The following is a 24,036-nucleotide window of genomic DNA, read 5'->3' as shown; positions in this document are numbered from 1 at the left end:
GCTGCTTTTTTGCTATAGTCAATTTTGCACCGTATAGTCTTCTCCTAGCCATTTTGTGCTGAGTTTTTTTAACGTACCGTCTTTTTTCAGCTTTTTAATCGCCTGATCGACTTCCGACTTTAACTTTTCGTCTTTTTTGTTAAACATAAAATATACTTTTGAATTAATCACGATATCTCCAACCGTTTTTTGCTGAAATTTCAGCGCTTGATTGCTAAAGTCGATAGAAAATGGAGTCGCAAGCGTAGCATCTGCCCGGCCTGTTTTTAATTGAGTTGTGGCATCATCCGCACCTTGACCGGCGTAAACTACATCGATTTTATTGCCGTGTTTTTGATTGTATTTGTCTAGGTAAACCGCCGCATTGCTTGTAGCTCCTACAATCATTTTTTTACCTTCTAAATCTTTTAAGGAATGAATATCGTTTCGATTTTTAGGAACTGTTACATAAAGCGGCGAATAATTATATGTTTCATCATTAAATAAAAACTTTTTCTTTCGCTCAGCGTTCTGAGCCATATTATGAGCAATCATATCAATTCTATTACTTTCTAAGCTGAGAAGCAGATTTGAAAATTCCATCGTTTTAAATTCAAATTTATAATCCTTTAACTTTTTGTCGATTGCTCTTACTACTTCTACATCATAGCCGGTCAGTTTGCCTTTATCATCGATAAAGCAAATATTAGGAAACTGAGTGCCTGTTCCAACAATAATCGTTTGAACATCTTTTTCTTTCTTTTCTCCTGCACTTGAAGATGCGTTGGTTCCGCATCCTGCCACGCTCACAGCTACTACAATTGAAAGTAAAAACAGCCAATATTTTTTCATACGTTCCTCCCCTAAATCCCTATATTATGTAATAAAAAGAGGCTCTTGAGGAAGCAGCTGCTTCCTCAAGAGCCTCTGGTTAACCAGTGGGCTTACTTCGTGTAAGATTATTCACATCATAATACTAGTTAACCGATAAATCAAGTGGGTTTTTAGAAAAAGATTATCTTGACAGCTCGGTTTCTACCGCTTAAGATACAACTAATAAAACATTGAAACTACATATCTACCAGTCAACTGGAGGCAAATGGACACGATAATGCGTGTACGTTTGCTTTTTTTATTGTCGTCCACCATTTTATCTTTTGGAGGTAAAGCGTATGAAATTTGCTTTATTTAGTCTTATTCAAAACATCCCGAACCCGGTTACTGGAGAAACATTCACTGCTCAAGAAAAGTTTCAGCATGTGTTAAATCAAGCGGTGCTGGCAGAAAAGTTAGGTTTTGATGCTTACGGAGTCGGCGAAAGACACGGAGCTCCTTTTTTGTCTTCTTCTCCTCCCGTTGTTTTAAGTGCAATTGCGGCTAAAACGTCACACATCCGTCTCCTTACGACTGTTACCGTTCTAAGCATTTTAGACCCTGTACGAGTAGCTGAAGATTATGCAACGCTTGATCACCTGTCGGGTGGACGCCTTGAACTGATTATCGGAAAAGGCAATGACCCGCGTCATTATCCGCTTTTTGGCATTACAGAAGAAGAACAATGGGAGTCTCTTGCTGAAAGATACGCTCTTTTGAAACAGCTTTGGACAGAAGAAGATGTCACGTGGAGCGGCCGTTATCGTCCGCCTTTAACTAACGTTACGACTCAGCCTCGTCCGTTTCAAACTTCTATTCCCGTTTGGCATGGAAGTGCGTCAAGCCCGCTGTCTACAGAACTTGCAGCTAAATACGGAGAGCCCCTATTTTCATCTAATTCCTTCCACCCTCAGGCTAAATATAAAGCGCTGATTGACCATTACCGCGAACGCTTCGCTTATTATGGGCATGATCCACGCAAGGCCATCGTCGGTTCGGGGGCAAGCAGCCTATATATTTCCGATACAACGGAAGAAGCAATTCGCCGCTATCGCCCGTACTATAACGCATTTAGCAATACAGAAGCAGCCAAACATAATCAATCGCCGTTCACGTCACTAGAAGATATCATTCAACACGGTCCTGCTTTAGTAGGAAGTCCGGAGCAAATCATTGAAAAAATAATAGACTATCACCGCGCTTATGGAAACGAAGTGCTGAGCATCAGCGTAGACGGTCTAAGCGAAGCAGAACAGCGCGAACAGCTAGAGCGCTTTGCAAGTGATATTGCACCTGTTCTTCGAAAAGAAATTCCCAGCAGCGTGTGGGAAAATAAAAAAAAGAGATTGAGACATAATGAAATCAATCCAATCTAAAGACGAATAAATCAGATACATGAGCTGAACCGCTTATGACACCGCCGTTGATTTCCGTGCAAGGCTTCGCTTTCCGCGGGCGGGCGCTGAGCCTCCTCGTCGCTTGTGCTCCTGCGGGGTCTCACCTCTCCCGCTTTTCCCGCAGGAGTCTTCGCCTTGCCCTCCAATCAACGGCTAGAAGAATCTACATACATAAAATTTACGTTCACCATCACACTATGAAAAAATCCGAACTAATTGGATTCTATATCAAGAATCTCGATTAGTTCGGATTTCCCTTCAACTAAATTACTTTTGTCCCAACCTCTTTTTAATTAGAAATAATTCGCACGTTTAGTTTATTAATTTTTAAACTAATAAACTACTCTGGTTAAGATGCCTGCGTGTATGTATCGTAAATATTGGCTGTTACTTCGCTTCTTTGACAAAGTAAGATGAGCAGCCAAATGCCTCCGATAACTGGAACAAAGTTAATTAAATACCACCAGCCGCTTCTTCCTGTATCATGCAGTCGGCGAACAGTAACGGCAAGTGAAGGCAGAATCATTGCTACTCCATAGAGCAATATTAAAATAGATACAAGTAGAGCAATTGAATCAATAAAAACCAAGGCATATAGAACAAGCGTAAAGATATAAGCAAATAATGTAAACATCCAATACTCCGTACGCGTTGCTCTTCCTCGAAACGTTGCATAATTTTTTAAAGCTTTTATATACCAGTGCATGATAAACCCTCTCTTTTTTCATAAAATTAAACTACCTAACCGTTAAAAGCCTACGCAACTTTATGAGGTACGTCAAAACGGTTTAACTGCGACTCACTTCTTAGACAAAGAAGAATTAATAGACAAATAGCTCCTGCAATCGGAATAATACTAATGAGCTGCCACCAGCCGCTTCTTCCTATGTCATGCAGTCGGCGTGCCGTCACAGCAAGAGATGGAATGAAGAGTGCAACAAGATAAACTATACGCAAAAACGGAGGCATACCTGTTATAAGTTCAATAGCTGAAAGCACACACCATATAATAAAATTAAATAAGACAAACATCCAATACTCTTTACGCGTTGCTCTTCCTTGAAACGTTGCATAATTTTTTAGTACATGTAAATACCATTTCATACAAAAACCTCCTTTTTTAAAACGTTTTTTGTAAGACAAGCTTACTAGCAGTAATTACCTTAGCATACAAAAAATTAATTTCATATCCTATTTTTTGAAAAAATCCCAAATGGTAATATAGATATAGGGAAGAGATGGATAATAGTTAGTAATAAACACCCAATAAATTCAGTCAAAAAACCATTTAATTACTATAATTACTTTTAATTTATAAAATGTTTTTTTATAACAAAAATCCTGCCGTATTAATCGGCAGGCTCTATCTTTACTTATGTGCGGTAAAAGTAAGGTCCACATGAGCTTTCATGGGTAATCACGTAAGTCCACGTGAAGTTTTTATCAACCACATATAAATCTTCTAAATACATGTTTGTATTTTCACTTAAATCAGCGCTTGTTAGATGCTTACATTTAGATAGCTGCAGCACTCGTTCATCATGCTCAAACAGCAAATAACAGTCGTTCATTATTTGCTGTTCGAACGCTTGAATCGCTTGTTCTCCTTGCAAGCAAGGGAGCTTTTCATAGCTAAACGCATGCCACAAAAATTGGTCCATATAAATTTTCTTTTTTTGCGATGCGCTTAAAGCACTTGCAAATTCATTTTTCCATCGCTTTCGAAAGAATTCACCTTGATTCGATAATTTTTTTAACAAACATTCCTTTTTTCTTTAACGCATCTTTCATTTTCACTGTGCTTTTCCATCCTTTATCCTGTATTCATTTCTTTTTATCGGCTTCTTAGCTTATTTGTCCACTCGTACCCGTGCGTTAGATTCTTTGCTTTTTGATCAAATTCACTTTATAAAACGCCGGCTTTAACGTGCACAAAAACAATACAGTTGTACTTAAAAGCATAACCAGGCTTCCACCAATTACAGCTCCTTGAATCGAAAAGATGTGCGCAGCCATGCCGCAGAAAAAAGTCATGATAATGATCAGGAGTGACTCAAGCAGTCCATAGATACTTCCTACTCGACCCATCATGTGAACGGGAATACTGTTTTGATAAAAGGTTTGAAAACCAGCACTTGCAAAAGCTAACGCAAAGGATAAGCTAAAAAATCCTGCTCCGATAGTTTGAAAAGAAGACGAACACGCATACAGCAAATAGCCAAGCGACACTCCTACACTGCCGGCGCCTATGAGAAAGTTGGTCGACAGCTTTTTAGCAAACAGTGTGTTCACAACTGCTCCAATCATAATGCCAGCGCCTGCTATGCTTAATAAAAATCCGTATTCACTTTCGGACAAACGAATGACTTTTGTTGCAAATGAAACTTCAAGAGAATCAATTGCCGTGGCCATGACCATTAAGAAACTGAATAATACATAAATGGTGATAATGTATCTGTTGGCTCTACTGAAACGAAATACCGCTTTCCAATCTTCTCGAATGGTGTTTACAGACAGCTTATTTTCTTTAACTTCTGTTTTTGTATCCAGGTTCGGCATAAACAAAGTAACTATCCCTGACGATACCAGCGCTGCAGCAGTAGCATAAATGGCAAACGCAGGCGTTCCAATCATAAATAGCGCACCTGCTGCGGCTGGCCCAATAAGAAAACCACCTGAGTCAATCAAACTGCGCAGCGAATTAAATCTTTGTCGTTTTTCACGTGGAATAAGCTTTGTGATATAAACCATCGATGCCGGCCGAAACATTGAACTTGCCATACTGATGATAAATATCAGCACATAAATGATCAGTATGGATGAGAAAAACGGAAGGCAAGCAATAATTCCCGCGCGCGTCCAATCTAAAACCATCATAAGCTTCCGTTTGTTCATGCGGTCAATTAAGCTTCCAGACCATATATTTGTACATAGCGCAGCAAGCGGCTTTATCATGTATAGCCCTGAAACCGCAAGCGGCGCATTCGTCATATCAAGCATCATTACATTTAAAGCAATTAAATAAATCCAGTCGCCGATATTGCTAGTGCCAATTCCAAACAGCAATAAACACGGGTATTTCCAAGACAACAGCTTATTTTTCATAAAAGAAAGGCCTCCGCTTCACTATTGATTTCGGTCAATAAAAAAATCCCACCCCCAAGACATGTGTCTTAGGGGCGAGATTATGAATCGCGGTGCCACCCTAGTTTGTTCATATGTCGCCATATAAACCTTATCGAGTACGGCTTTCGCTTATACTCTAGCTTTGTAACGGAAGCAGCCGTCGCACTATCACGTTAGATCCAATGCGCTGCTCAGAGGCTTGTTTCAACAGCATTTTTCTTGCTCCTTTTCAGCTTCCGGAGCTCTCTGCTAAGAATACGCGCTGTCTACTTTTCTCTTCACGGCATTTAATTTCTAACATCTTACCATTATTATCTATTTTTTGTAAATACTTTATTTCAAAATCATTTTTTGCGGCTGAGAAAAGAATAGTCGATACCCTAGATATACGAAATAAATGATAGACGCCACCAGCACAATTCCCCACATATTGTACATATCCTTATTTCCCCATACGCCTGTTAGTGAAAACAGCGCTGGAATCGTCAACGTCACCCACGACTGGACGATCGCCACTTTCCCCACATATGCAGATACATCTTTTTTGCTCGTATTAAGCACATAAAATAAAAACCATAAAAACGACCAAAGAATCCATGTAATGGCGTTAACTACGTCATGATAGTGAACAAGAGAAACGGTCACGTACACTAAAGCGATAATCGATACCCAAAGCGAGTAATAGCCAAGTCCTGTTCCCTGCATTCCTTTTAATACCGTCACCCCTACATACAAATACGTAAGGCCAAATAAGAAGATTGCCGTTCTTTCATACAAAATCCAGTTGCTTTGATCTGACGTAATAATTAAATAAAACGGAACAATAACTTGAAAAGCTCCAACAAATAAGTTAAATACGCCTACGTTTTTTTCATCTGCTTTTCCAAGCAGCATCAGTCCGTTTAAAAATAAAGCTGCACCTGACAGCAACAGTCCAATTTGATCCATTTTTCAGTAAGAAAAGCCCCCAGCTTTTCTTGTCCTCCTCTGCGTCTATGTTTTTCTTTAGGATGTACGGAGTTGTGGTTTACATGTAAAAAAGAAAAAGCAATTCCTTTTAAAAAGGAAACTGCTTTTCTTTCTGTTTCTATTACACTTATAAAATAAAGCTGACAACAATTGCTGACAGTACGCTTACAAGCGTAGCTCCGTATAGTAAACGAAGACCAAAGCGCGCTACTGTATTTCCTTGCTTTTCGCTTAAGCCTTTAACAGCTCCTGACACGATTCCAATTGATGAGAAGTTAGCAAATGATACTAAGAATACAGATACAATTCCAAGCGTTTTAGCACTGAATGTTGAAGCCATATCCGACAGGCTCATCATTGCCACAAATTCGTTTGTTACAAGTTTTGTTGCCATAATTCCACCCGCTGCCACAACTTCTGAAGCAGGAACACCCATGATGAATGCAAACGGTGCAAACACATAGCCAAGCAGATGCTGGAACGATAGACCAAATAACATTTCAAACACGTTATCAATCGCAGCCATCAGCGCAACGAAACCAATTAGCATTGCACCTACGATAATCGCTACTTTAAATCCATCCATAATGTATTCGCCAAGCATTTCGAAGAACGTTTGTTTATGACCAGTTTGTACTTCTAAAATATCTTCTTGATCCGTTACTGTGTAAGGGTTAATGATAGAAGAAATAATAAATCCGCCAAATAAGTTAATCACGATTGCTGTTACTACATATTTTGGTTCAATCATTGTCATATAAGCACCGACAATTGACATTGAAACAGTCGACATAGCTGATGCACAAAGCGTATATAAACGGTTTGGCGGCAGTTTGTCTAGTTGCTTTTTAACAGTAATAAATACTTCTGACTGACCTACAATCGCAGAAGCTACTGCGTTATAAGACTCTAATTTTCCCATTCCGTTAATCTTGCTGAGAACTAAGCCAATCCATTTCATAATGAAAGGAAGAATTTTAAAGTGCTGTAAAATCCCAATCAAGACAGAGATAAAAACGATAGGAAGCAGCACGTTTAAGAAAAACGGCATTGATCCTTTATTCGCGATTCCGCCAAATACGAACTCTACTCCTTCATTTGCGTATGAAAGCAGCTTTCCAAAAACGCTGGCAATCGCATTGATAATAATCAAGCCAAACTTTGTGTTTAGAAGTAAAGCTGATAAAAGAACTTGAATCACAACCATAATAACGATTGGTTTATATTTGATTTCTTTACGGTTATTACTTGCAAGATACGCTAATCCAAAGACAACGAGTAACCCTAAGATGCCAATTAAATATTTCATAGTATCCTCCACTGCTTACTTATTTTTGTAAGTCTTTTGATGAAAAATAGCCCGGTAAGATTTCGTTGATGTTGGTAATCACAAAATCTCCTTTTAGGTTTGCTAAGATAATTTGTGTGTGATCATCACAGAACTCAGCTAATACTTGTCTGCATGCGCCGCAAGGAGAAATTGGGCCGTCCGTATCTCCTACAACTGCGATAGCTGAAAACTGCTTGTCCCCTTCTGAAACAGCTTTAAAAATAGCCGTTCGCTCAGCGCAGTTCGTCAATCCATAGGAAGCGTTTTCAATATTGCATCCACGATAAATCTTCCCATCGGTTGTTAAAAGAGCTGCACCAACATGGAATTGAGAATATGGTACATGTGCTTGTTTGCTTGCTGCGATTGCTTCATCTATTAATTGTTTTGGCTCCACCGTCATCATCCTTTGCTTAGTTTACAGCAGGTTAGCTAGTACTAACCTGCTGTCATTTATCAATAATCAGAGTTGCTTAATTGACCTTTTGCAATTGATACGCCAGAGCTTGCACCAATACGTGTTGCACCAGCTTCAATCATTGCTTTTGCATCTTCTAAGCCTCGAACGCCGCCAGAAGCTTTTACACCTACATCTGGTCCAACCGTTTTTCTCATAAGCGCTACGTCTTCTACCGTTGCACCTCCTGTAGAGAAGCCCGTTGACGTTTTAACAAAATCAGCTCCAGCTTTTACAGCTAGCTCAGAAACTTTTGCTTTTTCTTCGTCTGTTAAAAGAGCTGTTTCAATAATTACTTTTACTAGCGCTTTGCCTTTTGCAGCATCTACTACTGCTTGAATGTCGCTTTGCACTAAGTCATAGTTTTTATCTTTTAACGCGCCGATGTTGATTACCATATCTACTTCATCTGCACCGTTTTCGATTGCATTTGTTGTTTCGAATGCTTTTACTGCTGAAGTAGTAGCTCCAAGAGGGAAACCGATTACCGTACACACTTTTACTTCTGGAGCATCTTTTAATAACTCAGCTGCTTTTTTTACCCACGTTGGATTTACACAAACCGAAGCGAATGAATATTCTTTTGCTTCTTGTGCTAAAACCGTAATTTGCTCTTCTGTTGCATCTGCTTTTAATAATGTATGATCAATAATACCCGTAATGTTTTGACTCATTTTGTTCTTCCTCTCTGTCTCTTAATGAATTTCTTTATAAATTAACGTTGGAGCTTCCACTTTTTCAGCGACCGTGCTGTAAGAATCATAAACGATATCCATTACTTCCTGTACATCTTCACTATTGCTGTGAATTGTAACAAGAGAGTCGCCTTTTTTCACTGAATCGCCAACTTTTTTATTAAGCATGATACCAACTGCTAAGTCGATTTCAGATTCTTTTGTTGCACGTCCTGCACCTAGCTTCATTGCTGCTACGCCGATTTTTTCTGCAACGATTTCTGAAATGTAGCCATCTTCTTTTGCTGGCACTTCAATTTTGTGCGCTGCATCAGGTAATTTAGACGGATCGTCTGCAACAGAAGCGTCTCCGCCTTGTGCGCTTAAGAACGTTTTGAACGATTCTAATGCTTTTCCGTTTTTAATTACTTCTTGAAGCATTGCACGCGCTTCATCTAAGCTGCTTGCTTTTTCAGCAAGTACAACCATGTGACTTCCTAATGTTAAGCAAAGTTCTGTTAAATCTTCAGGACCTTCGCCTTTTAACGTGTCGATAGCTTCTTTCACTTCAAGCGCATTACCAACCGCAAATCCTAGAGGCTGGCTCATATCTGAGATGATTGCTTTTGTATTTCGGCCTACGCCTTTTCCGATTTCAACCATTGCTTTTGCTAATTCTTCAGCGTCTTCAAGTTTCTTCATGAATGCGCCGTTCCCCGTTTTTACATCCAAGCAAATAGCATCTGCTCCAGCTGCAATTTTCTTACTCATAATTGAGCTTGCAATTAACGGAATCGAATCAACCGTTGCTGTTACATCACGAAGCGCATAAAGTTTTTTATCCGCCGGCGTTAAGTCTCCGCTTTGACCGATAACGGCAATTTTATTTGTATTTACTAAACGAATGAATTCTTCATTTGTAATTTCAACGTGGAAGCCAGGCACTGCTTCAAGTTTATCAATCGTACCGCCAGTGTGTCCTAAGCCGCGGCCAGACATTTTGGCAACTGGTACATCAACCGCAGCTACTAAAGGTCCTAATACAAGTGTTGTTGTATCACCTACGCCGCCTGTGCTGTGTTTGTCTACTTTAATACCTTCAATTTTTGATAAGTCGATTTGATCACCTGATTCAACCATTGCTTGCGTTAAATTTACGCGTTCTTCCTGCGTCATTCCTTGAAAGTAAATCGCCATCGCAAATGCCGATAGCTGATAATCAGGTAAATCCCCTTTTGTATAACCTTCGATAATAAAATCGATTTCAGCTTTATTTAATTCATGTCCATTACGTTTTTTTTCAATTAAGTCAACCATTCTCATGACGTTTTCCCCCTAAAAGTATCTGCATATTGTGCATCCACTAAAACGTTTTCAACAACTTACACCCTTACTATATAATAGCTTTGAACAATTGTAAACATATATATTTACATTTGTTCAAAAATATTTATAGCCGCTGTTTTAGTGAATAAAAAAAGACTTCCGCACTCGGAAGTCTTCCCTTATTTTTTAGCTTTTATCACAAATGACAACATGATTCGATACTTATTCTTTACCTTTTTATAAGTAATTAATACATGCGGCTGATCAGGCGGCGTAAAACGTTCAATTCCTTTTTGATTAGCATCAGGAGAAAAATACATTCTTCCCCACCGTTTAATAATATAGCCTGTGGTTCCTTTGGCAATCACCCCGTCTTTTGAGACGTCTGTGTGAAAAGGATACCGGTTTCGCTGCTCCTGCAGAGATGGCGCCGAATAAGATACAATATCTTCTACTATTTCGATTCGATGAAGCTTTTGCTCTTGAAAAAACAGCTTCTTCATCTCCCTTACTCTTGTTTATCTAACAAAAAGCGCGCCGTGAACTGATCCGTAACGAGTACATTTGCAAATTTCCCTTGCAGCGCTCCATAAATGCTGTCAATTTTCTGATCCCCGCCCGCTACTAAAATGGCGTACTCTTTCTTCTTTAGTTCGTCCAAATCAAGTCCAAGCGTCCGTTCATCCAGGCTTTCATTGCAAATTTGTCCATCTTTATCAAAAAAACGTGAACAAATGTCTCCTACCGCTCGCGAGGAAATCATCTCTACATCTTGTTCGGAAAAGTAGCCAAGCTGAAAAAGCAGCGAATCCGTTTTAATGGGTCCCGTAGTAAAGACGGCAATATTGGCTTGTTTGCCTAAATCTAAAATACGCTTAATATGACGATCCGTTTCCATTGCTTTTTTGACTACCACGTGATCGACAATTACAGGCAAAGGAAGATGCATAGGAGGCGTATTGTATGCCTTTCCAAATAAGTACATAATTTCAGAAGCATACGTGCTCGTTTCCGAATGGCTTACTCCGCCTTTTAACTGCACAACCTGCACGTCATTCACATACTTTTGTTTTAAATCGATGGCCACTTGATAAAGAGTTGTTCCCCACGTCACCCCAATAATATCTCCGTCTTTTACGATGTCATAGAGATAGTCAGCTGCTGCCACGCCTAGATGACTTTTAATAATGTGATTTTCATATTGAGGCACCGGTGTGACGATTGCTTTTTTTAAATTGAATTTTTGTTCAAGTTGAGAAGACAATTTTTCACTATTGATAGATGAATCCACAATTTTAATTTGAACAATGCCTTCTTCTTTTGCTGTCTGCAGCAATCGAGAAACCGTAGGCCTTGATACACCAAGCTTTTTTGCAATTTCACTTTGATTATAATCAAGAATATAATACATCCTTGCCGCTTCAATCACCTTATTAAATTTCTCTTGATCCATCTCCATCGACTTGTTCTCCCTTACCTCATGAATTTCTTATCCCAATTTTACCAAACTTATGTCTTTAGTTTACTTGTTTGATGAACAAAATTTCAAGAGGGGATTTTGTAACTGAAATGAAAAGAGAAATACTCGGGGTTAAGGAGACCAGTTTTCTACGTATCCATTCATTCCAGCAAACTCATAAAGAGCTTCTAACTTACGCTCCGAATAATAGTTAAAATCATTGTGAACTGCTGTTAATTTAAGATTATCGTTACGAACAAACATCTTCTCGAGGTATACACTCTTAGCAAGTTTATTGCTCTTTTTTGTGTTGCAGCTTTGACAGCTTAACACCAAATTCCACATATTATCTGATTGGATATAACTCCATGGAATAAAATGATCTACATGAGTAGCGATGCGTTTGTCAGAAAGAACTTTCCCACAATAAAAACATTCTTTTGTTTCGTATTTCCAAAGGATGTTATAGAATGCATGCAGCGATTCGCGTTTTGAAATATTCTCCACTTTTAACAAGACATCTTCTAACTTATTTTTGTCATTATGCTTTTCTAAAAATTTCGCCAAATGATAATTGGTTAAATGAGTAACAATTTGTCTATACTTTTGCAAAAAAATATATATACTGCTGTTAAACTTTATGTATTCTGTTCTTTTATCAAACTCATAAATGGAACCTTCCATATCTCCGTATAACGCCCCTACTACATACCTTGCCCCCACTTTTTTAGTTCTTTCTACTAACTGCAATTGAAGATTACTTGGTAAACGATCAAATACTACTTTATTTGGGACACCATGCATTAACTGAAATTCCTTTAACTCTTTTTGAATTCCAGCTTGTCTATTGTGTGTATTTAATTGATTTAAATCATGATGAATAACCAAATTCCAATATATTTTAGCAAAGGAAAAATACACTTGATCAAACGTGAGTACTAACCGATTGTCAACGTTATATAGGTTTTCAATTAAAGCTTTCATTAATCCATATTTATACGTTGTGGTAAAGTGACCATTAGCGAAAAATTGATTAATGATCTTCCAAATTTCTTGTTCTGTTAAATAAGCTTTTTTTATTTCTCCTACTTTTAAATTAAAACTCACCTGCCACCGCTCGCTCCTTCCACTATTGCACCACCAAACTACCCTTCTTCTGTTTCCACTAGATAAATCCGATCATCAAACTTCCCGCGCTCCTTCGCCTTCTCCTCACGCACTTTCTCCAGCTGTTCTGGCGTGGCCCCGTGCACAGCTGCTAGCGCCTGCATAACTTCCAGTAAATCTGCGAGTTCTTCAATGGCCTCTTGGTGCGTTTGGGCTTCTATATATTCTTGAAACTCTTCTTTTGCTTTTTTTATCAGCTCATGTTGATATTCCTTTTGCTGCAGCACGCGTGATTTGAAGGTTTTTCCGCTTTGTTCAATAATCGCAGGAATTTTATCTCGCACTAGCTTGTTATAAGTAGGCATTATTTCCCCCTCCATCCCTTACCTTTCTAGTAAACTAGTATTTTTCAAATTCTGCTTGATTTCCGTTAAACACATTTAAATCAATAAACGTTTCTTTACCTTTGTAGCCGCTTAACCGTCCTTTGTCCGTATACTGCCAAAACGTCCATTTCTGCTGTTCTTCAAGAGTAGGCTTTTTCACAACATCACGAATCCAAATATCACACTCAGGATATCTGTTTTTAATATACAAGTCATACGCTTTAGGCGTCGTATAAAGAATAACGCGCTTGTCATAATGAGATTCAAGACGTGCAATCATACTAGAAAGCTCCTTGTATACATGTTTCTGAGACGGAAGGTTTTGTTTTTTATCTCCGTAAAATTCTACATCAATCACTGGTGGCAAATCGTTATTTTTAAGAGAGACCGCTTTGATAAAATTAGCCGCTTGTGTGGAACCTTTGCTATCGTAGCTAAAAAAGTGATAAGCTCCGATCCGCATGTTTTTCCGATTTGCTTGTTCCCAGTTTTGTTTAAATAAAGGATCTTGAAATGAACTTCCTTCCGTTGCTTTGATAAAAGCAAACTGAATATCTTGTTTACTCAGCACATTCCAATCAATCTCCCCTTGATAAGAAGATACGTCTACGCCTTTTACATCATAACGGTTGGCACTTATCGCATTAGGAATTACCCATCCTTTACTCCATAGTAAAAATATAAAGCTTACAAGAGCGACTACTATGAGTCCTACTGTAAAAAGTCTTTTGTTTTTTTGATTGGCTTTGCCTATTATGTTTACCCCCTTTTTTAGAAAATACTTCTAATATTCTAACATAAAAAGGATTTCCCAAAATAATATAGCCTTCAAGTCTGTGATAGTAAATACAAAAAACCACCTAAAAATCAGGCGGCTTTTCTTTTATGCTGCGTCTTCAGATGGCTCGTTATCTTTGGCTGCTTCTATCAGTAAGAAAATAGCCGTTAAGATATGCATGATCATGCCCACAATTGGAATCCACGCAATAGCAGAACAGACAATTCCCATGATATGCCCTGTCCGAATTTTGTTTGTTTTAATCGCGAATACTAAACCTACGACATGCAATGCGAGCATTAGAATAAGCGGCGTGTAGGCTAGACTTATAACCAGGGTGCCGCCTAGGAGGGGAATCCCCCAAAGAGCCTCTAATCCTCCGCTGACCCATTTCAATATACGACTTGTTTTTCCCAATGTATCCTCCCCCTTTGTCTTCAATGTATGCACAGAGATTTTGTTTCTGAACGTTTGTATATGAAAAAAGTGGCAAAAATACGTGTACTAAAAATAAATCAATAGTCCCTCATAAAGATACGTTTTTGTGCAGGACTATTGTAATAGTGGAAAATGTATGAGAGGAAAAGACGTGGTTTTACATGTAATAACGAGAAGCTCTTCGTAAAGAAAACGAATTAAACATAAACAAAAAAGCCGAACTCAAAATGTAAGCTCGGCTTTTTTCTATATAACAAATAGAAGTATTGTAAAATGTTTTTCGTATTAGTGTTCTCGACTCTTCTCAAATTTTTCAACAGCTTCAAAATCAAGCTCGGCTGATATCCAATCGCCTTTTTCCGGGAATTCTAGATTGCGCACGACTATTTTATTCGGCACCTTTTTCTCTAAAATTTTCGCCTGGCAGTTTTTGTACATAACTACTTCTCGTTCTTTGATATCTGTCCACAACAAGTGCAGGACCCCTTTCAACTTTAAGAAGTTAATATTTCGAAACACCGTTTTACATTTTATTATATTTCTTTTGATTTGTTAATTTCTTTGTCTTATTTTTTATGAAAAAATATTAAAACACATTTCTTCTAATACAATATACCCAAAATATCTTTTAATCCTTAAACATTTATGTTATATTTTAAAAATTGTATTACAAGTTTTTATTTTTGTAGAGAAAATCAGAACGGCTGATGCGCAAAAAACTTTGCTGTTGTTGTAGCAAGTTTTTTATTTTTGCCTTTCCGCCTATCCTCTTTTCTTTTTTCACATATTTATAACGGACATATGGATTCGTCCTAATACGTAGGAAGGCTTGAAAATCCAAAAATATCTTAACATAAAGTCATGAAGCTATTCCGTTAAAAATATAGTTGAATTTGCAAATGCTCTACCGAAACAGCCAGCAACCTCTATTCATACAAAAGACTGCTTTTACCGCGTTTATCTTTTGTAGAGATATAAAAGACTACCTTCCACAATTTACTCGCTGGGAAGCAATACATACTGATAGAAGTGTTCAGAAACAAAATAAACTTTACTCTTGATATCTTGCTATAAAATGAATAATAACGACACAATTTGAGGTGCCAACGATGAACGTATTAACAAACGCTATAATTATCTTATTAGCTTATTTAATTGGATCCATTCCTTTTGCTTTAGTGATTGGAAAGGGCTTTTACAAAACCGATGTTCGCAAGCACGGAAGCGGTAACTTAGGAGCTACTAATACCTTTCGCACTTTAGGAAAGAAAGCAGGTATTATAGTATTGATTGGCGATATAGCAAAAGGCTCGCTAGCCGTCTGTTTACCGCTTATGATGAATAGTCACTTGCATATGCTTGTCCCTGGATTTATCGCTATTCTTGGACATAGCTATCCTGTTTTTGCAAAGTTTGAAGGAGGAAAATCTGTAGCGACTGCCGCTGGTGTATTCCTTGCATTTTCACCATTAGCTTTCATTCTAGGAATTCTTGCTTTTTTAATTTCTCTCAAAATTTCTAAATACGTATCCTTGTCTTCACCTATTGGCGCATTGGTTGCCTTTTTAGCATCAATTTATGTAGGCGATGTAGTATTAATGGTATTTGCAGCCGTTATTTTTGTTTTCATTACATGGAAGCATATTAAAAACTTCAAACGTATTAAATTAGGTACAGAACCAAAAGTTAATTTTTAAGCGTACTAAAGTTAGTAATCTTTAAATGGTGTTATCAAAAAGGTGTTCAGGAGTTGAACACCTTTTTAATTATTTTAGTACGTCTTGTCCCAAGATAGACGTAAATTATGAAATTTCTTAAAAAATGCTCTTAATTATAGACTAAACAATACATTTTGCTGCTTTCTATATCTCATTTTGTAATTTGATATTTACTATTTAATAACTTAACATAGTAATCTTTTTAGTAAATTTGAATAAATAAATGAAACCTTTCCTCTCCTCTGACCGTATACCTATCATGCACGTATTAGTTAAAGGAGGAAGACTGGTGCTAAAACGAATTTCACTGTTTATTTTCGTTAATATTTTAGTATTAATTACAATCACAACGATTACATCTTTATTAGGTGTTCAAAGCTATATGGGAAGCAGCGGTTACGGCGGCCTGCTGGCATTTAGCGTCATTGCCGGCTTCAGCGGCGCGATTATTTCTCTTATGATGTCACGCGTGATGGCAAAGTGGATGATGGGTGTTCAAGTTATTGATGAACGTTCTCCTCAAGGTGAATATGAACGATTTGTTTTAGAAGAAACGCATCGACTTGCATCTGTTGCAGGATTAAGAAAAATGCCTCAGGTCGGAATTTATCATTCAGCAGAAGTTAACGCTTTTGCAACTGGGCCAAGTAAAAGACGCTCGCTTGTTGCCGTTTCAAGCGGAATGCTTGAACGAATGGACCGCGATGCGATCAGCGGCGTTATCGCTCACGAAATAGCGCATATTAAAAGCGGTGATATGGTCACAACTACGCTTCTGCAAGGAGTATTAAATACATTCGTTATTTTCTTCTCTCGTTTAGTAGCCAAAGCGGTGTCAAACTTTGTGCGAGAAGAGTTTGCGATGGTTGTTTATTTCCTTACATCGATTGTATTTGAGATTCTCTTTAGTATCTTAAGCAGCCCAATTATCTTCTGGCATTCAAGAAGACGTGAATTCAAAGCCGATGAGCTTGCAGCTAAACTCGGTGGTAAAGAAAAAATGATTTATGCGTTAGAATCGCTTCGTCATACTACTTCATTAGTAGATGACCGCCAAAAATCAATTGCCGCTTTTAAAATTAGCGGCAAAGAAAAATTCTCACGCTTATTCTCTACTCACCCGCCGCTTGAAAAACGCATTGAGCGCTTGCATTCACTATAAGCATAAAAACCAGCTTCTTTATAGAAGCTGGTTTTTTATGTTATGACTGAGGAGCAAGCACACGTGTAGTTTCCCACAGCAAGACGCCTTCTTCACTTTTTGTTAATTCAACGTATCCTTCTTTCTCTAAATACGTAAGCTGACCGTACACTTCTGAGAAAATAAAGTCCGGTGCTTTTTGATACATATCCGGGAAAAAAGCTGCGCTGACTTCAAGCGTTGTTTTCTTTCCTTCCCCCATCGCTTGTAACACGCGCAGCGCCCATTTATGCTGCTTTTGAATACGTTCCATAATTAAAGAATGAATGTCACTAAGCGGTTCACCATGTCCGCTATAAATCAAATCAATGTCGTAGTTCAACGTTTTTTCAAGAGACGCCAAGTAGTCCAATAGCGGCGTTGGCTTAGGATTTTGAATGGTTGGCTCTAAATATGGATTTGACGGTACTTTTGGCAAAATATGATCTCCGCCAAACGCGACTTTTTCTTTTCGATTGTAAAACATCAGCTGACTCAAGGAATGTCCCGGCGCTTCAATCACTTCCCAATCACTCGCATACGGAAGTGTATCTCCTTCCTGTAAATACCCGGTTAGCTTCTGCCCTTTAGGTGAATACACTTGAATCGCAGCCGTGGCTTTACGAAGCCATTTTCCCATTACATCATCACTAACTCCAAACTCCATAAGAAAATTACGGTATAACTCATTATGCTGCTGAACAAACTCTTCATCTTGATAAATCCAAGGCTCTACAAGCTTATGACCGTAAACCGGTATATCACCCGGCAGCCATTCTAAAAATCCAGTGTGATCCGGATGCTGATGAGTAAGAATCACTTGTTCAATATCTGTTACTTTATATCCTTCTTTACGAAGCGCCTCTTCAAAAATATTCCACGCTTCTTCGGTTTTCATCCCTGCATCAATTAACGTTAACTTGTCTGCTTTTAATAAAAACACATTCACTGGTCCAATTGGAAATGGCGTAGGCAGCTCAATGCGTATTACTTTATGATCTAAACTCATTTTACCAAACCCCTATATCTGCATTCTTTTATATAGTCCATTTACTGCTAACTTTCACCTTTTTTAAAAGTACCCTGAGCATCAATAATTGAATGACTCTTTGTACTCCCACAAACATTCTACATAAACTCATACTATTAATAGTTTAGCAGGTTTGAAGACAAATTGATAAAGGAATGCTTTCCAGTGTACTTATTTAAAACGAGCAAATGGTTCATCAAACGAAAAAAGTAAGATAGAATAAAGAGATGAAATGATGATATAAGGAGTATAGTTTATGATTAAAGCAATTTTTCTTTTTATTTTAGCAGGTCTTGCTGAAATTGGCGGAGGCTATCTGATTTGGCAGTGGCTGCGCGAAGGAGCATCAAGCTGGTTAGGGCTTCTAGGCGGTATTGCTTTGGTGCTGTACGGCGTCATTGCTACGTGGCAGTCGTTCCCGGACTTTGGACGTGTATATGCAGCTTACGGCGGTATTTTTATTGTTTTAAGCCTGTTTTGGGCGTGGTGGGTTGATAAAAAAATGCCCGATACATACGATTGGATCGGCGGACTTGTGTGTCTGATTGGCGTAGCGGTTATGCTTTGGCCAAGAAGTTAAGTAATCACACAGGAAGGAGCGCGTTTTCTCCCCTTTTGTTAAGAGAAACCAAAATAAAAAGTAGCCTATATATTGGCTACTTTTTATTTATTACTTATTGAACCTGCCGAAAAAGCCTTTTCTTTTTTCCTTAAACGTATTAGGTCTATGTAAGTTAAATAGGTGTTCGATGCCATTTTCCATCATCTTTTCTAACAACGCTTCTTGTCCATGCTGGAAATAGTACTCCATTTCTTCTTCGTACAAAGGAAGAAGCGTGTGGAAATAGACTGGCCACTCTCCGTCAATTTCTTTTCCATTTTCAAGATACGGCATCGTAAATGCCTCTTGGCACTGCGGCAGAGGCGGCACGACCATAACACCACAAAAGCCGCTTTCTGGTGAATACGGTTGAACGTGTAAAGGAAACTTCACCTTTTCACCTGTTAACATTCGTTCATAAGTATCCACGTAGCGATCCAGCTCTTGATTTGGAAACACCATCCACTGACCAATCCAATTCATATGGTTTACCGCAAAGCTTCCTACTTGATGCATGACTTGTGGAATCCAGCTGTACTTTTCATCTTCAAACGGATCTTGATCTGCATGCATCACCAGTTCAACGTACGCGCTGTCTAATCCAGGGGGTGTCGGCAGGCGAAGCGTACTATAACCATGTGTTGCGACCGTATAAAACGGCACTGATTCTGTAGGAGCCATTTCATAAAAACCTGCCTCTGTCACCTCAGCTGATTCTGCTTCGACACGGCGTATAATGGGCCCATAATATGCTTGTAAGTGAGCTTCCACATCCTCATCGAGTGATTCCCGAACAAATGGATTTACCTCTTCAACTGATGCTTCTTCTTCTTGTGATGACCATACTTCATAGAAAGTAAAACCGGTTAAATCACTTTGAAGGATATAATCGCGTACGTCATCTGATACATAAATTTCTTGAGAGATTATTGGGAAATCTCCGAAACGATGCTTGGTTGATTTTGTACGGAAAATATGACTCTTTTTCAATTCGTTTTCTATAAATGCTATTTGTTCAAAACCACCAAACTTATTAGGTATCGAATTTTCATAATCAATACATTCTAAAATATTTGTAATATTAATTGCATAATAATTATCATCATTATGAACTACCGGTAGTATTTCAGCACTGTCTGTTAAATAACGGTCTAAATGCTGAGTAGCCTTTTGTGAGAAAATAGGGGGATTCGAACGCCCTTTATATGTTATATAGTCCTTATACTCTCCTTCTTGAAAAGTTTCCATTACAATAGATTCCCAGCTGTGCTGAAGAGACTCTCCCATAAGTCCCCTATCAAAAAAATCTTCATTCTTTTGTTTATTCTTTGCTGTCAGTTGAACAGCTTCTTCGGTGCAATACATTTGCCATATTTTCATAAAATCACCTCTGTTTTAATTTTTATATAAAAAGTCTATTCTTCCGGTAAATAAACCTTCTCTGGTATCCTCTAATAACTCTAAAATTAAATCTTTTTTCATTAAAGGTGAAATATTCAAGCTATCAATTCGACGCAATTCTACATCCAAATGTTTTTTATAAGCTTTCCCATGCCCCCAAAAACTCTTTCCAGTTAGCCAATAATCTCCATACAAATGGTGGACAACTTGTCCTGGCCAAAATTTAAACTCTTTTGCGGTTATAAAAACTCCGTTAGCAGCAGAATTAATATCTATACCATATTTCTCTAAATACTCTCTCATCCCTCCATCGTTTACAGGAACGATATGATGAGCTTGAGAATTTTTCGGCCGTATAATACCGGCATTCTTTAATTCATCGCTTAGTATTACAGAATCTTGTTTGGATTTACTATGTGTTTTCTGAAGAGTCCAAGCTTGATTTTTCCTCACTTGATTAGCGTATTGTTCTGCTTTTTTAGCAGCCATTAACCTTAATCGCTGAATTCTATCAGCATTCACCTTACGTTTTACCGGTATTATCTTTAATATTTTTTCTTTGCTTAAACGTAAATTAATCGCTTGAAGCTCCCGGTTAGTTAGGTGTGTAACATCTTTACTAGGAGCTACTAAGCTACCTTTCCAACTTGCTGGGTCAACTAAACCCTCTTTTACAGCCGCTGCTAATTTGGCCTTACTAGCTTGATTAAACTCTAGTTTGTTAATAATATCTAAGTTCTTTGATAAAGTTTCAGCAGATCTAGTTTCTGAGTTAACAGCCTCAAGACTTTTTGAAGATTGAGAGCCTCTTCCATTACCTTTCGGTGGTACATTCCAATCAGAAGTAGTTTTATAAATATTGTTTTCTAGATGAGATGAAGACTTGGAATATAAGCTTGACTCAGACACTGCACTTTCTCCAGCAAATGCTAAGTGTCTTTGAACGCCTGTAGTATTGGCTAAATTAGAGGTTTCTTTAAACGTATGCTTTGCTTGTTCACCTAGCACTTTTGCTCCTTTAATGGCTTCTTTCGTATCTTTGGCGACTTTCTGAGTAATTACTGCACCAGCTCCGCTTCCAAATAGCCCTCCAAATGCTCCTATTAACGCGCTTTTACGCTCATCTTCATCTAGCTTATTTCCAAGTACATCTTTTCCTGTTACATATTCGTACGTCCCATTCGTACCTACAAGTCCGTAAAGACCTTTTTCGGTGTTCTGAAGAACATGAAACGATTTAGGATTTTTATATGCAAGCAGTGCATCGTGAGCCGCATTCATTCCTTTACCAGCTTTATATACACCTTTTGCTCCTTTTGCTCCTTTACCAATCCATCCTACTACTGGAATAAAACCAGCTGCAGCCATTGCCGCTGCAGTTGCTCGCTGAGTGGCAGAGAGCTTTTTACCCGTCACAGGATCTACACCTTCGGTTGCTCGCTTATAATCATAATATCCAGTCGCTTCTCCTGTAAAGGTTGAAACGACTTCCCATGTTTTTTCATACCATGGTTTATTCGCTTCAATTTCTGCTTGTCTTTTATTTTCATAGTATGTTTTTTCTTCTTTTTTTGCTTTTAAATAACTTTTAGTATTTTGGCTGATTTTTTGCTGTATTTTGTATTTTTCACTATTATGATAGGCTTTAGTGTCAAAAACAACTTGATAAGCTCCACTCCCTTGAGAAGTTAACGCTTCTAGCTCATCAACACTGCTTTTTACAGATTGGTAATTTTCATCTAAACTTGCATATTCAGTAGACCAATTATGATCTAGTTTTTCTACTGCAGTAATGGTACTAGCTCTCTTTTTATCTGCGCTCTTTAGCTTCGATTGAACATCCTTTGTTGAAAAAGCGTCCAACGGCAAAATATCATGTATATCATTCAAGATATCTTTTAAATCTTTATGTTGTTCTTCAATCATTTGTGTTGCCTGATTATTAGCTACTTCGAGTTCATGTTCTAAAAAAGATACATCAACAATTGTGTGACCATCTAATTTTTCTTCATGTGCACGTTCTGACAATACAGAAAAATAGGCATGGTTAGCAGAAACTAATGCTTCCCAATAGCCAACCACGTCTACCTGCATTTGATAAATTTTTTTAATTTGGTCTGCACCTTTCCCTTGAAATTCGGTATCTAAGTTTGCTACACCTTGTAATGCTTTTTTCAGTTCACCTAGTTCTTGATTAAGCTTTTTATATGTACTTACACGCTCTTTTGCATAAGCAAGCAGTGAACTTGCTTCATACACTTTACCCATTAAATTCCCTCTTTTATCACTGTAATTAGAAAGCCATCAAATTTTTTGTATTTAATCTAATTTTTCCCTATATTATCCATTATAAAGTTTCAGCTAACCTATCTAAATAGGAATATCTAACCTTTTATACACAATTAATTTCTATAAAAAGGATAAAGATACAAAAATATCATATCTTTGATTCCACAAAAAAAGACAACCCAAAGGTTGTCTTTTTCATTACTTCAATTCAGCCCATCTTTTATCTAATGATTTTAACAGCTCATCTTCAGACGTTTGGCCGCCGATGTATTCTTGTACATCCGCTCCGAATTTTTGCGTTACGCCTTCAGGGAATTTTGTCCATTCCCAAGGAAGCGTTTTTTGATCTTTAGAATATTTAAGAAGTTCTTCACCTAGAGGTCCAATGTCTTTTGCTTCGATTGACTTAAAGGCTGGAATGTACTTGAAGTCTTCTACTAGCGCTTTTTGGCCTTCTTTAGATGTGACCATCCAGTTTAAGAAGTCTTTGGCTGCTTTTTTATCTGCCGCTGGTGCTTGTTTGTGAATAACCCAGTTGCTTGGAACGTCAATTGCAAGCTTGTCAGCTACAGCTGCATCATCGCTTAACGGCATAGGCAGAATACCTACATCCATGTTCGGCGTAATTTTATCAAGCATTGGCTGAATCCAGTTTCCTTGCTGAATCATCGCTGCTTCACCGTTCGCAAACTTCGTTACTTGCGTGTTGTAGTCCGTCGTTAACGGATTTTTGTTTCCGTATTTTACCGTTAAATCAAGCAGCTTCACATACTGTTTGAACTGCTCGTTTCCTGCGATTTTCGTACTGCCGTCATTTAGCCCTTTAATAAATGCATCCGGATCTTTTTGACTAGCAAATGGAATATTTAAGCCGTGGTTTCCAAGCACCCACCACTCGCCGTAACCGATAGAAAATGGCGTAATGCCGGCAGCTTTTAGCTTTTTAGCCGCTGCTTCTAATTCTGAATATGTTTTTGGAAGTTCTTTGATGCCTGCTTTTTTGAACAGTTTTTTGTTATATGTAAATCCATAGCCTTCAAGACTGATCGGCTGTCCATATACTTTACCGTCCATCGTCATCGGTGTAAGTGTGTTTTCGTACGCGTCATCAATCCAAGGCTGATCGGATAAATCTTCTAATTTATTTTTCCACGTTTTTGCCTCTTGATATCCGCCGTTTGTGAAAAGGTCAGGTGCATTCCCCGACGCAAACTGCGCTTTTAAAGCTGCTGCACCGTCAGCTCCTCCACCAACCGTTTGGATATTGAACTTCACATTTGGATGTTCTTTTGTGTATTGATCAGTTAGAGCTTTTAGCTGATCAGCGATTTCTACTTTTCCTTGAAATACATCTACTACTACTTGATCTCCGCCGCTTTTTTTATTACCCGATGCGCTTTCGTTTGAACACGCGGTTGAAAATAAAAGCGTAGCCGATAAAACACCTGCTGCTAAAGGCCATTTTTTCATTTTAAATGCCATTTTCCGTTCCTCCCTATTTGCTGCTGGTTTTGACGC

Annotated in this window: 26 protein-coding genes and 1 other annotated feature; of the genes, 4 read left to right on the top strand and 22 right to left on the bottom strand. The window is 38.2% G+C overall.

Features of this window, described 5'->3' with window-relative positions; translation table 11 throughout:
• Positions 1–18 precede the first annotated feature (18 nt).
• Complete coding sequence (locus tag AC2YJL_RS10075) at positions 19–831, bottom strand: amino acid ABC transporter substrate-binding protein (protein WP_195696737.1); 813 nt, start codon at positions 829–831, stop codon at positions 19–21.
• Between the two features lie 320 nt (positions 832–1,151).
• Here AC2YJL_RS10075 and AC2YJL_RS10070 point away from each other — a divergent pair, with 320 nt between their 5' ends.
• Positions 1,152–2,228, top strand: coding sequence for an LLM class flavin-dependent oxidoreductase (locus AC2YJL_RS10070; protein ID WP_195696736.1), 1,077 nt, complete (start codon positions 1,152–1,154; stop codon positions 2,226–2,228).
• A gap of 33 nt (positions 2,229–2,261) precedes the next feature.
• Here AC2YJL_RS10070 and AC2YJL_RS10065 read toward each other — a convergent pair whose 3' ends face one another.
• The 17 genes from AC2YJL_RS10065 to AC2YJL_RS09985 form a co-directional block, all read right to left on the bottom strand.
• A complete protein-coding gene (locus AC2YJL_RS10065; protein ID WP_181170503.1) occupies positions 2,262–2,399 on the bottom strand; it encodes a hypothetical protein in 138 nt (45 codons plus the stop codon).
• 199 nt (positions 2,400–2,598) lie between these two features.
• The gene (locus AC2YJL_RS10060; protein ID WP_251568724.1) at positions 2,599–2,955 is read right to left on the bottom strand and encodes a DUF805 domain-containing protein; all 357 of its coding nucleotides are present in this window, start codon (positions 2,953–2,955) and stop codon (positions 2,599–2,601) included.
• Between the two features lie 50 nt (positions 2,956–3,005).
• Positions 3,006–3,353, bottom strand: a complete 348-nt coding sequence (locus tag AC2YJL_RS10055; RefSeq protein WP_251568723.1) for a DUF805 domain-containing protein — start codon at positions 3,351–3,353, stop codon at positions 3,006–3,008.
• Positions 3,354–3,622: 269 nt separating this feature from the next.
• Positions 3,623–4,009 (bottom strand): DUF4275 family protein, encoded by a 387-nt coding sequence (locus AC2YJL_RS10050; RefSeq protein WP_487374721.1) that lies wholly within the window; start codon positions 4,007–4,009, stop codon positions 3,623–3,625.
• Between the two features lie 115 nt (positions 4,010–4,124).
• Positions 4,125–5,354 carry an MFS transporter gene (locus tag AC2YJL_RS10045; protein ID WP_251568722.1) on the bottom strand — a complete coding sequence of 410 codons (1,230 nt, stop codon included), beginning with the start codon at positions 5,352–5,354 and terminating at the stop codon, positions 4,125–4,127.
• A 67-nt stretch (positions 5,355–5,421) separates the two neighbouring features.
• Positions 5,422–5,666: a binding site (T-box leader), on the bottom strand.
• Positions 5,667–5,708: 42 nt separating this feature from the next.
• Complete coding sequence (locus tag AC2YJL_RS10040; RefSeq protein ID WP_025751370.1) at positions 5,709–6,323, bottom strand: AmiS/UreI family transporter; 615 nt, start codon at positions 6,321–6,323, stop codon at positions 5,709–5,711.
• A 148-nt stretch (positions 6,324–6,471) separates the two neighbouring features.
• Entirely contained in the window at positions 6,472–7,653 is a 1,182-nt protein-coding gene (locus tag AC2YJL_RS10035; RefSeq protein ID WP_028408959.1) for a NupC/NupG family nucleoside CNT transporter, read from the bottom strand.
• Between the two features lie 19 nt (positions 7,654–7,672).
• Complete coding sequence (locus tag AC2YJL_RS10030; RefSeq protein ID WP_028408960.1) at positions 7,673–8,071, bottom strand: cytidine deaminase; 399 nt, start codon at positions 8,069–8,071, stop codon at positions 7,673–7,675.
• Positions 8,072–8,130: 59 nt separating this feature from the next.
• Complete coding sequence (gene deoC, locus AC2YJL_RS10025) at positions 8,131–8,805, bottom strand: deoxyribose-phosphate aldolase (protein ID WP_013057476.1); 675 nt, start codon at positions 8,803–8,805, stop codon at positions 8,131–8,133.
• 21 nt (positions 8,806–8,826) lie between these two features.
• Positions 8,827–10,128, bottom strand: coding sequence for a pyrimidine-nucleoside phosphorylase (locus AC2YJL_RS10020; RefSeq protein ID WP_013057477.1), 1,302 nt, complete (start codon positions 10,126–10,128; stop codon positions 8,827–8,829).
• A 182-nt stretch (positions 10,129–10,310) separates the two neighbouring features.
• Complete coding sequence (locus tag AC2YJL_RS10015; protein ID WP_251568721.1) at positions 10,311–10,634, bottom strand: hypothetical protein; 324 nt, start codon at positions 10,632–10,634, stop codon at positions 10,311–10,313.
• 5 nt (positions 10,635–10,639) lie between these two features.
• Positions 10,640–11,590 (bottom strand): DNA-binding transcriptional repressor DeoR, encoded by a 951-nt coding sequence (gene deoR, locus AC2YJL_RS10010; protein ID WP_035335328.1) that lies wholly within the window; start codon positions 11,588–11,590, stop codon positions 10,640–10,642.
• Between the two features lie 132 nt (positions 11,591–11,722).
• Positions 11,723–12,697: an HNH endonuclease gene (locus AC2YJL_RS10005; protein WP_251568720.1), complete on the bottom strand. Its 975-nt coding sequence runs from the start codon at positions 12,695–12,697 to the stop codon at positions 11,723–11,725.
• A 38-nt stretch (positions 12,698–12,735) separates the two neighbouring features.
• Positions 12,736–13,062: a nucleoside triphosphate pyrophosphohydrolase gene (locus AC2YJL_RS10000; protein ID WP_251568719.1), complete on the bottom strand. Its 327-nt coding sequence runs from the start codon at positions 13,060–13,062 to the stop codon at positions 12,736–12,738.
• Between the two features lie 34 nt (positions 13,063–13,096).
• Positions 13,097–13,837, bottom strand: coding sequence for a glycoside hydrolase family 25 protein (locus AC2YJL_RS09995; protein ID WP_251568753.1), 741 nt, complete (start codon positions 13,835–13,837; stop codon positions 13,097–13,099).
• A gap of 129 nt (positions 13,838–13,966) precedes the next feature.
• A complete protein-coding gene (locus tag AC2YJL_RS09990) occupies positions 13,967–14,278 on the bottom strand; it encodes a hypothetical protein (RefSeq protein ID WP_098964915.1) in 312 nt (103 codons plus the stop codon).
• Positions 14,279–14,584: 306 nt separating this feature from the next.
• On the bottom strand, positions 14,585–14,773 hold the full coding sequence (locus tag AC2YJL_RS09985) for a hypothetical protein (protein ID WP_225049418.1): 189 nt from the start codon (positions 14,771–14,773) through the stop codon (positions 14,585–14,587).
• 635 nt (positions 14,774–15,408) lie between these two features.
• On the opposite strand from AC2YJL_RS09985, the gene plsY reads away from it, so the two are divergent.
• Both plsY and htpX read left to right on the top strand, forming a co-directional pair.
• Positions 15,409–15,996 (top strand): glycerol-3-phosphate 1-O-acyltransferase PlsY, encoded by a 588-nt coding sequence (plsY, locus tag AC2YJL_RS09980; RefSeq protein ID WP_251568717.1) that lies wholly within the window; start codon positions 15,409–15,411, stop codon positions 15,994–15,996.
• 310 nt (positions 15,997–16,306) lie between these two features.
• Positions 16,307–17,179, top strand: coding sequence for a protease HtpX (gene htpX / locus AC2YJL_RS09975; protein ID WP_013057489.1), 873 nt, complete (start codon positions 16,307–16,309; stop codon positions 17,177–17,179).
• A gap of 40 nt (positions 17,180–17,219) precedes the next feature.
• Here htpX and AC2YJL_RS09970 read toward each other — a convergent pair whose 3' ends face one another.
• Complete coding sequence (locus AC2YJL_RS09970; protein ID WP_230932909.1) at positions 17,220–18,206, bottom strand: MBL fold metallo-hydrolase; 987 nt, start codon at positions 18,204–18,206, stop codon at positions 17,220–17,222.
• Positions 18,207–18,483: 277 nt separating this feature from the next.
• On the opposite strand from AC2YJL_RS09970, the gene AC2YJL_RS09965 reads away from it, so the two are divergent.
• Positions 18,484–18,807 carry a YnfA family protein gene (locus AC2YJL_RS09965; protein ID WP_014459650.1) on the top strand — a complete coding sequence of 108 codons (324 nt, stop codon included), beginning with the start codon at positions 18,484–18,486 and terminating at the stop codon, positions 18,805–18,807.
• A gap of 90 nt (positions 18,808–18,897) precedes the next feature.
• On the opposite strand, the gene AC2YJL_RS09960 is transcribed toward AC2YJL_RS09965, so the two are convergent.
• The 3 genes from AC2YJL_RS09960 to AC2YJL_RS09950 form a co-directional block, all read right to left on the bottom strand.
• Positions 18,898–20,208 (bottom strand): suppressor of fused domain protein, encoded by a 1,311-nt coding sequence (locus AC2YJL_RS09960; protein WP_251568715.1) that lies wholly within the window; start codon positions 20,206–20,208, stop codon positions 18,898–18,900.
• A gap of 15 nt (positions 20,209–20,223) precedes the next feature.
• Entirely contained in the window at positions 20,224–22,497 is a 2,274-nt protein-coding gene (locus tag AC2YJL_RS09955) for a T7SS effector LXG polymorphic toxin (RefSeq protein ID WP_487374720.1), read from the bottom strand.
• A 219-nt stretch (positions 22,498–22,716) separates the two neighbouring features.
• Positions 22,717–24,000, bottom strand: coding sequence for an ABC transporter substrate-binding protein (locus AC2YJL_RS09950; protein ID WP_025751355.1), 1,284 nt, complete (start codon positions 23,998–24,000; stop codon positions 22,717–22,719).
• Between the last annotated feature and the right edge of the window lie 36 nt (positions 24,001–24,036).

Source organism: Priestia sp. SRI_019 (genome assembly GCF_057586255.1).
The sequence above is the reverse complement of the archived record's forward strand: the minus strand, read 5'-3'. Positions and strand labels throughout refer to the sequence as shown.